Genomic DNA, 9,531 nt, shown 5'->3' on the forward strand with positions numbered 1-9,531 from the left:
GTCAAGCCGTCTCCGCTCTCCTTATAAACTAAGAACACAGCCGACGTTGAGCTTATAACAATATAAAAGCGATTTTGCTCTCGATTATGGATTTTTTCACCTTTGTATTTTGTACTTTTGCAGCGGATTCCAGAATCCTGTATGAAAATTTGAATCGGAACCATGAACAACATAAAAGGTTATATATACGCGGCAGCTTCTTCCTCCACATTCGGATTAGCCCCTTTTTTCACCATATCCTTATTGGCTTCAGGCTTTTCCTCTTTTGAAGTGCTTACTTACCGTTGGGGAATCGCTTCACTCACTCTGGGAATATTCGGTGTACTATTAAGAGAAACTTTCCGTATCAGCCGGAAAGATTGGGGAACTGTATTCGTATTGAGCCTGCTCCGGGCAGCAACTTCACTAAGCCTTGTTATTGCTTACCAACATATCGCCAGCGGAGTGGCATCCACCATTCACTTCATGTATCCGCTGGCAGTTGCCCTCGCCATGATATTCTTCTTCCGGGAAAAGAAATCATTCTCCATTCTGTTTGCCGTACTGATTTCGCTGGCAGGTGCGGCATTGTTATCATCGGGAGAGATAGACTTCAAAGGTGGAAATACAACGACAGGGCTGATTGCCGCCACGCTATCCGTATTCTTTTATGGCGGATATATCGTCGGAGTACGTAAGAGCCGTGCCATTCATATCCCATCTACCGCACTGACTTGCTACGTCATGGGATTGGGTGCCTTATTCTTTATTATAGGGGGAAGTCTGACAGGCGGTATTCAGTTGGCAACAGGCGGACAAACATGGCTGAATATCCTCGGACTGGCACTACCGGCAACAGCCATTTCAAATATCACACTCGTGAAAGCTATCAAGTACATCGGCCCTACACTGACCTCCATCTTCGGAGCCTTAGAACCTCTTACGGCGGTAGCTATCGGATGTCTGGTCTTCAAAGAAAGTTTCACTCCGGGCAGTGGTCTGGGCATATTGTTGATATTGACGGCAGTCACCGTCGTCATTATGCACGAGAAGAAAACAAGCTGATAAGAGTGATTACTTACTCTTCTTATAATCGGTGATAAAGCCTTCCATCATCCACTTCGCCAAAGCCTGGCGATTGGAACTGATTACGAAACGGCGTTGGTCGAAGGTGTTCTGAATATTTCCCAGTTCTACAAAAACCCCGGCAGGAGTAGAGTTAGCCAACACATACAGGTTGCGCGGGCCTACCGTGCCCGTAAAGCCGCGATTAGGCTGATGTTTATCATACTTAGACTCAAAAGTATTCTTCATCGTAGTTGCCAGACGCTTGCTGTTGGCACTGTTGGGGGCATGATAAAAGAACACATCTGTCTGATGTCGCTTGCTGCGGCTATCCACATGCAGGAAGATGGAACGGCAATAGGTATAGTTCTTGCGGTCTTTTCTATAAAGTTCATTGATTTTGATGCAACGCTGGCGAAGGCGAGCCACTTGGTTCAGAGGGATAGCGTCTCCCATACAGGTTTCGCGCTTACTATTATTAAGGTAGCGATCATCACGAATGCCGTCTTTGGCATCCTGAATAATGATATAAACCTTTGCCCCCTCTTCCATCAGATTACGGGCAAGACGCAGGGCGACATCATAAGCATATTCATCTTCATGGAGTTCAACGTTCCCTATCTTACCGATAGCACCGGGGTCAGGTCCTCCATGTCCGCTGACCACATAGAAGCAGGCACCCTTCAAACGGTTACCGGTCACCCGGACTTTAGCCAGTTCTTTTCCGAAAAGAGGTTCATGAATTGTTTTGCCGGAACCGGCAGCAGAGGCAGAAGAAGTAGATGAATTAGCAGCAGTTTCGGTTTTGGATCTCAGTGGCGGAAGCAGGTACTTCACCCCTAAGCGCAATTCCTGTTTTCCGCGTAATTGCTTTTTATTCAGTTCAAGGAACTCCAGATAGTAGGCTTTACCGGGACGCTTATTGCGCTGCAAGAAGGCCGAAATGCCCTCACCAGACCTCGGTGCAGCCCTTTCCTCCTGCGCCGAAGCGTGGAAAGGAGTGAAAAACAGGAAAGAAGATATAAACAACAAAAATAATATCCGAACCATAATATCCTTGGTATTAATGAGCTACGAGCTACATGCTACGGGTGACAAGTTGCTGCGCTTTGTTTGCCCGGCTGCCACGCCGAAAGGTACTTGTCACTCGTAGCTCGTAGCTTGTAGCTTTTACAAATTACTTCAACTGTTGCGGACAAAAATACAATTATTTTCCCTACTTTTGCGCCCATAAATGCGTTAATTGATAAGAAACTATAAAAATAGATAGCATTATGGCAAAACAATTAAAACCGGAGACACTCTGCGTACAAGCCGGATGGACTCCAAAGAAGGGTGAACCCCGCGTACTCCCCATCTACCAAAGTACAACCTTCAAGTATGAAACCAGCGAGCAAATGGCACGCCTTTTCGACCTTGAAGAGAACGGCTACTTCTACACCCGCTTGCAAAACCCTACGAATGACGCCGTTGCCGCCAAGATAGCCGCCCTCGAAGGTGGTGTGGCCGCCATGCTGACATCCAGCGGACAATCTGCCAACTTCTATGCTATTTTTAATATCTGTCAGGCAGGCGACCACTTCGTCTGTTCATCTACCATCTATGGCGGCACCTTCAACCTCTTCGGTGTGACAATGAAGAAGTTGGGCATCGAAGTTACTTTCGTCAACCCGGACGCACCGGAAGAAGAAATCTCAGCCGCTTTCCGCCCAAACACCAAGGCACTGTTTGGTGAAACCATCTCCAACCCGACGCTGGAAGTGCTCGATATCGAAAAGTTTGCCCGCATCGCCCACAGCCACGGCGTGCCTTTGATTGTAGACAATACCTTCCCGACTCCTATTAACTGCCGCCCGTTCGAATGGGGTGCCGATATCGTGGTGCATTCCACCACCAAATATATGGACGGCCATGCCACCAGCGTAGGCGGTGCCATCGTGGATAGCGGAAACTTCAATTGGGATGCTTATGCCGACAAATTCCCCGGACTGTGTACGCCCGACGAATCTTATCACGGCCTGACTTATACAAAAGCTTTCGGCAAAATGGCTTATATCACCAAAGCTACCGCACAGTTGATGCGTGACCTTGGCAGCATTCAGTCTCCGCAGAATGCATTCTTGCTGAATATCGGTCTTGAAACGCTCCACCTGCGTATGCCGCAACATTGCAAAAATGCACAGGCAGTTGCCGAATATCTTTCCAAGAACGATAAGGTGGCATGGGTTAATTACTGTGGCCTGCCCGGAGACAAATATCACGAACTGGCACAAAAGTACATGCCAAACGGTTCTTGCGGTGTTGTCACCTTCGGCTTGAAAGGAGGCCGCGAAGTAGCCATCAAATTTATGGACTCACTGAAACTGGCAGCTATCGTCACCCACGTAGCCGATGCCCGCACCTGCGTGCTGCACCCCGCCAGCCATACGCACCGTCAGCTTTCGGACGAACAATTGATGGAAGCCGGTGTACGTCCCGACCTGATTCGTTTCTCGGTTGGTATCGAGAATGCGGATGATATCATTGCAGATATTGAACAGGCGCTGAACGCATAAGAGCTGTGCTGCCGGTCAGATAAAAAAACTGTATCTGACAAAAAGAAATCCAAAGAATAATATCCCCGACTCCCCAACCGGAGTACGGGGATAATTGTTATCTTTGCAAACAGTTCATCAAATCCAGTGGTTATGAATACAAATAATTTCACCCCGCGCAGACTTCCCGTCGGAATACAAAGCTTTGAAAAACTACGTAGCGAAAGTTTTGTCTATGTAGACAAGACGGCACTCATTTACAAACTCGTCCAAGCAGGTGTGCCCTGTTTCCTGAGTCGCCCACGCCGCTTTGGAAAGAGCCTGTTGCTCTCCACTATCGAAGCCTACTTCAAGGGTAAGCGAGAGCTTTTCCGGGGATTGGCTATGGAACAACTGGAAAAGAATTGGTATGAATATCCCGTGCTGCATCTCAGCCTGAATGCCGAGAAGTACGATAGTAAAGAACGGTTGGCAGATATGCTTGAACGTCAGCTCCAAGCGTGGGAACAATTATATCAGACCGGCGGCAAAGGGGACACATATTCCGGCCGCTTCATGACCGTCATCAAGCAAGCCTACGAACAGACTGGTCGCCGTGTCGTAGTGCTTATCGATGAATACGACAAGCCACTACTCCGCTCCTTCGACAACTCCAAGCTGCAAGACGAGTTCCGCGAAACGCTGACCGCCTTCTATACCGTATTGAAAGACGCCGACCCCTGGCTGCAATTCGTCCTCATCACCGGAGTGACCAAGTTTGCGCAGATGGGCATCTTCAGCAACCTCAACCAACTGAGCGACATCAGTTTCGACCTCGACTACAACACCCTTTGCGGCATGACATTACCAGAAATTGAGGCTACTTTTGTCCCCGAACTGGAGGCAATGGCACTGAAACAGAAACTCTCACACGAAGCCCTACTGGAAAAGATGACCCGTCTTTACGACGGCTACCGCTTCACCAACGATGAGGAGTTCACACCAATGTACAATCCCTTCAGTGTGCTCAATGCACTGTTGAAACGCGCCTTCGGTAGCTACTGGTTCGGTAGCGGTACCCCCACCTTCTTAGTGGATATGCTGAAAAAGACCAACTTTGACCTGCGCGAGATGGACGGCATACAAGTAGGGGCACTTTCGTTGAATGCCAATATGGTTGATACAAATAACCTTGTACCTCTACTGTACCAAAGCGGATATCTAACAATAAAAGAATATGATGAAAGATTTCAGATTTATACTCTCGGCTTCCCTAACGAGGAAGTAAAGTCACAGATTGACGAGAAAGCAATGCCACAGCTCCGGGGCTACATGAAGCATGCGAACGTTTGAAACTGGACCGAATGAAAAAAGAAGAGCTCGAAGCATATTACCGTCATTTAGATAATATCGTCATTCTCCGTGACAATATATATACGGAGCGTGCAGAAGGAAGAGAAGAAGAACGCTATTCTATCGCACGAAATTTAAAACAGCTTGGCGCTTCAGAAGAAGTGATAATCAAAGCTACCGGATTATCTTCCGAAGAGATAAACAAACCATAGCCCCACCTTCATCAACACATATTTACATTTCCTCATTCATCCCCCACTCAGGCGAAAGACCGAAAAGTCTTTCGCCTTTTTTGTTTCGTGCCCTCATGCTTCTGTTATTTTTCACAAACCATGCCGTTCACTTGCCTTGTCACGGCAAAATTACACTACCTGTCCATCAAACTGTCCATAGACAAAGTGCGGTGGTTACACAGATAAGCCCTATCTTGAACTCGTAAGTTTTGCTGATTGGCAAAGCATGTACTGACAAACAAGAATATTGACAATGGATATAAACACCACACTACTCGCCACGGCCGCCTTTATGGGCGGATGCGCCCTTGCCATCACGGCACAGCAATGGTTGCAAACACACCGATGGCCCCGAATGCGCCGACGCATAGACACCCTGATAAAGCTGCGCGTAGAACAGCAATTGCACCGCCACGAGGCAGAATGCCCCATGGCACAGATGCACGCCCAGCGAAACATCCTCTACAGCCCCCCCGCCGTGAAGAGCCAAAGCCACCAGATGCTGGTGGGCTTCATGATGACCTACTACCCCGACTTCCTGAAGCAACTGACAGCACACACCGACGGCCGCCTTTCCGACAGCGAAGAGCATACCTGTTTTCTCATCAAGCTGGGTCTGCGAAATAAACAGATAGCCCAAAGCATGGGCATCACGCCCAACAGCGTGATAAAGACCAAGCAACGCCTGCGACAGAAACTGAAAGGCCTGCCCGCCGACGAAAACATGACGTGGGCAAATATCAACTCCATCAGCCAGTTGGACGGCACAGGCAGTGGCGGCAGCAGCGAAGGTGGCGGTGAGGGAGGTCTTGACGAAAATCCGTTGGGATAACCTGCGAGGAGCAAAGAAAAAGGCGGCTGCCCGGAAGAGAGAAAGAAAGTTTCTCACTTTCCGAGGCAGCCGCCTACTATATTATAATTTCGTAGTGACAAACTTCTCCTTATGCCGAAAAGTTTCAAGGCGCAACAGTGAAACCGCCATCGTAGCGTCCGCTGCGCAAATCATCAATGATGCGGTGCAGGACGAGAATCAATTGGGGAAGGTCTTGCTTGACTGTATAAAATATCTTTTCAGGATTCACCATTGAATACTCATGAGAAATAAAATTGCGCATTCCGAATACGCTTTTCCATGGTATCTCCGGATAATTGGGACGCAAAAGTTTCCGTTCCGTCTTGTCGTCTATTTGTTTCAGCATCTCACCCACTACCTGCACACGCAGTACCGTAGCATCAAATAAATCCATCGCATCCGGAAATGCAAGGAATTGGCGGTAATCTGTGATATTTGCCGTCCGCTCCACAGCCTGTTCCGCTTTCATCGTGAGGAACTCCATTCGCTCCAACACACTCATTTCAGACGTATATCGCATCACGATCAAGGTTTTGGCGAAAACTGCGAAACATGTTTTCGTGCAAGGTTATCAAATCTACTTTCCGATGGAATAGCTTCCGCAACTCTTCCTGAATGCCAAAGCACGTGAAGAAACTGGGACGACGCAACTTGATTATGACATCAATATCGCTCTTCTCGTCCTGTTCCCCCCGCGCCACGCTACCGAACAGTCCCAACTGTTCGATGCCATACTTGTCGGCAAACTTTTCCTTATAAGCCCGCAGACGGTCGACGATCTCCTGGGTGGTTTCCATATCTTACTTCTTTTAGTGACAGGTACAAAGTTAGCGATTTCCTCAAGAAAGAGAAGACATACCGCGGAAAATATACCGCTACGCACTCATTTTTACGAAGCTTACCCTGGTATCTGTTATTATGGTACGTGAATAATCGGTTATTTTTAAGAGTTTATGTGCAGGGGTAATACTTTTTTCTTTATCTTTGTTTCACGAAAAAAGTATCCTAAAAAATAAAGAAGAATACAATAACCTCATGACATTGCAGATGGAAAATAAATAAAATTACAGTATAAACCTGAAAACAACCACCATGCATAAAATACCACAACCGATACTGTTACTACCACTGTGCCTCATCGCCTGTCATACCGACAACAGAAGTGAAACCATCACCGGATACGCATAAAACCGGGATTGCCGGAAGGAGCTGATGCGGACATTGAAATCAGAAAAGTGATGTCCGCAGAAGAATAATTGCATAGTATTCACTATCTTTGCAGCCGTTCAACCATTTGAAACTATTGGCGTTATATTACTTATAAACATTATAATAGAAAGATTTATGAAACGTACAAAATTAGCTGCATCCTTTCTGTTGGTCGCAACTCTGTTCCTGACGGGATGTGTGACCAAGAAGGAATTAGTGAATCTTCAAACAGATTATAACAAGCTGAAGGACGAGAAGACCGCCCTCGATAAATCCTATCAGGACGCGCAAATCCAGCTCGCCGAGTATCGCACACAGTCCAAAAGCCTGGAAGACCGCCTCAGCGAAGCCCGAAAAAACAATCAGGAGTTACGCAACAGCTATGCCACCCTGCAAGGTTCCCTCGACAAGAGCCTCCAGCAGAACTCCCAAGGCAACATCAACATCTCCAAACTGGTGGATGAGATTAACGCCTCCAACCGCTACATCAAGCAACTGGTGGACACCAAGAGCAAATCAGACTCACTGAACGTAGTGCTGACCAACAACCTCACCCGTTCCCTGAGCCGCGAAGAGCTAAAAGAGGTGGATGTAAAGGTCTTGAAAGGCGTGGTTTACATCTCCTTGGCAGACAACATGCTATACAAGAGCGGCAGTTACGAAATCAACGAACGCGCCGGTGAAACGTTAAGCAAGATTGCCAAGATTATCACCGATTACAAAGATTACGAAGTACTGGTAGAAGGTAACACGGACAACGTGCCCATCTCCCGCCCCAACATCCGCAACAACTGGGACCTGAGCGCCCTGCGTGCCTCATCCGTAGTGCAAGCCCTGCAAAATCAATACGGCGTTGACCCCAAACGCCTTTCCGCCGCCGGACGTGGAGAATACAATCCCCTTACGGATAATGACACCGAACTGGGCAAGCAACGCAACCGCCGCACGCAAATCATCATCACCCCGAAGCTCGACCAATTCCTCGAACTGATAGACAAAGCACCGGAAGCCGAAACGGAGGAAAAGGCAGAATAGAAGAATATTATTCTTTACACATAGACTCATACACTCTGGCGAGTCGGAAGCCCAAAAACTTCCGGCTCGCCCTTTTTCATCCCCTTCATTCCGTGGTTTTCTTGCAGAAGCAGACAAAAAGGAGGGCTGTCCACCCCAATAAAACAGGAATTGTCCACCAAGTTGTCCACACACAAAATAGTATGCGTGTAAATTAAACCTTACCTTAGGAAGTGCATTTCAACTAAGAAACGCCTCCTATAGTAACAAGAATAAATTATGACAACTACAAATATCATATTGTTCACCGTCATCCTCCTCATCAGCGGGTGCTCGCTGGCGGTATCCTTATACCTTCTATCCATGCAACCCTTGAAACGGAAAGAAACACAGAAATACATTGATTTCCTCGTCAAGTTCCACTTAGAGCAATACTTCAGCAATCGGGAAGCCGAATACATGAAACAGAAAACAAGCGGCCTGATGGCAGAACAGTCACCTTCCGGCCCCAACAGAGCGCTCCCGAACAAGCCCGAACAGCCAACCTCAGAAACCCTGTACACCTTCATGATGACGCACTACCCCGAATTCATAAGCAAACTGAACAAGCACATCCCCATTTCACTGCCCTATGCCGAAGAGCAGACCTGTTTCCTCATCAAGCTGGGACTGAAGAACGAAAGGATTGCCGAATGCATGAGCGTGACCGTGGGAAGCGTAGTGAAAAACAAGCAACGCCTGCGCCGCAGACTGATAGGCCTGCCCGAAAACGCCAAAATAGTGCCGTGGATACAGCAACTGGGCGAACCGCTGGACAAAATGCCGCCGGTGGACGTAATGTTCATCAAGAAAGGAAGAAGAAACTACTAAATAATGAATCGATGAAATACTCATTGAATCATCAACCCAGTAAATACTTATTGATTTATTAACCAACTAAATGCAATCGAATTATGGAAGCAAAACAAATGAAAGAGCAAGTGAGCAAGCATCCGGCAAGCGACAAACAGCCCTACAGCCCGCCACAGATTGAAGTGATTAAGATGGAAAGTGAAGGCAGCGTAATGAGCGCCAGCAATTTCGGCGGAGGCAGCGCATACAGCACAGGCCGACGCGGCAGTTACCGCAGCAGCGGCAGCAGCACACGCCGCTACAACAGCAGTTCTACCAGCGACCTGGAAGACCTAATAAACGATATACTCACCATAGAAAAATGACAGACACCATGAAGACAACAAACCTCAGAAAGCGGGTGCACGCAGCCACCCGCACCGTGCTCCTGTTGGCAATAGCCACCGCATGCAGCAACGAA

General features: G+C 47.7%; 9 protein-coding genes and 2 pseudogenes. 8 read left to right on the forward strand and 3 right to left on the reverse strand.

The genetic code is table 11. The features are described 5' to 3' along the window. Positions 1 to 162: 162 nt before the first annotated feature. The gene (locus QZ135_RS18625; protein WP_044532863.1) at positions 163 to 1,044 is read left to right on the forward strand and encodes a DMT family transporter; all 882 of its coding nucleotides are present in this window, start codon (positions 163 to 165) and stop codon (positions 1,042 to 1,044) included. A 9-nt stretch (positions 1,045 to 1,053) separates the two neighbouring features. Here the strand turns inward: QZ135_RS18625 and QZ135_RS18630 are convergent, their stop codons facing one another. Beyond that, positions 1,054 to 2,094, reverse strand: coding sequence for an N-acetylmuramoyl-L-alanine amidase (locus QZ135_RS18630; protein ID WP_294612762.1), 1,041 nt, complete (start codon positions 2,092 to 2,094; stop codon positions 1,054 to 1,056). A gap of 224 nt (positions 2,095 to 2,318) precedes the next feature. Here QZ135_RS18630 and QZ135_RS18635 point away from each other — a divergent pair, with 224 nt between their 5' ends. The 4 genes and pseudogenes from QZ135_RS18635 to QZ135_RS18650 all read left to right on the forward strand — a co-directional run bounded on the left by QZ135_RS18635 (position 2,319) and on the right by QZ135_RS18650 (position 5,975). Next, positions 2,319 to 3,599 (forward strand): O-acetylhomoserine aminocarboxypropyltransferase/cysteine synthase family protein, encoded by a 1,281-nt coding sequence (locus QZ135_RS18635; protein ID WP_007667750.1) that lies wholly within the window; start codon positions 2,319 to 2,321, stop codon positions 3,597 to 3,599. Between the two features lie 132 nt (positions 3,600 to 3,731). Beyond that, a pseudogene (locus QZ135_RS18640) lies at positions 3,732 to 4,847 on the forward strand (AAA family ATPase); the annotation flags it as partial. 20 nt (positions 4,848 to 4,867) lie between these two features. Beyond that, positions 4,868 to 5,122: pseudogene (locus tag QZ135_RS18645) on the forward strand (hypothetical protein); the annotation flags it as partial. Between the two features lie 313 nt (positions 5,123 to 5,435). Continuing rightward, on the forward strand, positions 5,436 to 5,975 hold the full coding sequence (locus QZ135_RS18650) for a hypothetical protein (RefSeq protein WP_294612767.1): 540 nt from the start codon (positions 5,436 to 5,438) through the stop codon (positions 5,973 to 5,975). 124 nt (positions 5,976 to 6,099) lie between these two features. Here the strand turns inward: QZ135_RS18650 and QZ135_RS18655 are convergent, their stop codons facing one another. Beyond that, a complete protein-coding gene (locus QZ135_RS18655; RefSeq protein WP_294612786.1) occupies positions 6,100 to 6,516 on the reverse strand; it encodes a HepT-like ribonuclease domain-containing protein in 417 nt (138 codons plus the stop codon). Next, positions 6,500 to 6,793: a nucleotidyltransferase family protein gene (locus QZ135_RS18660; protein WP_294612771.1), complete on the reverse strand. Its 294-nt coding sequence runs from the start codon at positions 6,791 to 6,793 to the stop codon at positions 6,500 to 6,502. Before QZ135_RS18660 ends, QZ135_RS18655 begins: the two co-directional genes overlap by 17 nt. Positions 6,794 to 7,340: 547 nt before the next feature. On the opposite strand from QZ135_RS18660, the gene QZ135_RS18665 reads away from it, so the two are divergent. The 3 genes from QZ135_RS18665 (at position 7,341) to QZ135_RS18675 (ending at position 9,436) form a co-directional block, all read left to right on the forward strand. Then, positions 7,341 to 8,240, forward strand: a complete 900-nt coding sequence (locus QZ135_RS18665; RefSeq protein WP_294612774.1) for an OmpA family protein — start codon at positions 7,341 to 7,343, stop codon at positions 8,238 to 8,240. Between the two features lie 258 nt (positions 8,241 to 8,498). After that, positions 8,499 to 9,089 (forward strand): hypothetical protein, encoded by a 591-nt coding sequence (locus tag QZ135_RS18670; protein WP_294612777.1) that lies wholly within the window; start codon positions 8,499 to 8,501, stop codon positions 9,087 to 9,089. A gap of 83 nt (positions 9,090 to 9,172) precedes the next feature. Then, entirely contained in the window at positions 9,173 to 9,436 is a 264-nt protein-coding gene (locus QZ135_RS18675; protein WP_294612780.1) for a hypothetical protein, read from the forward strand. Positions 9,437 to 9,531: the final 95 nt, after the last annotated feature.

It is taken from the genome of uncultured Bacteroides sp. (genome assembly GCF_905207245.1).
Classification (GTDB): Bacteria; Bacteroidota; Bacteroidia; order Bacteroidales; family Bacteroidaceae; genus Bacteroides.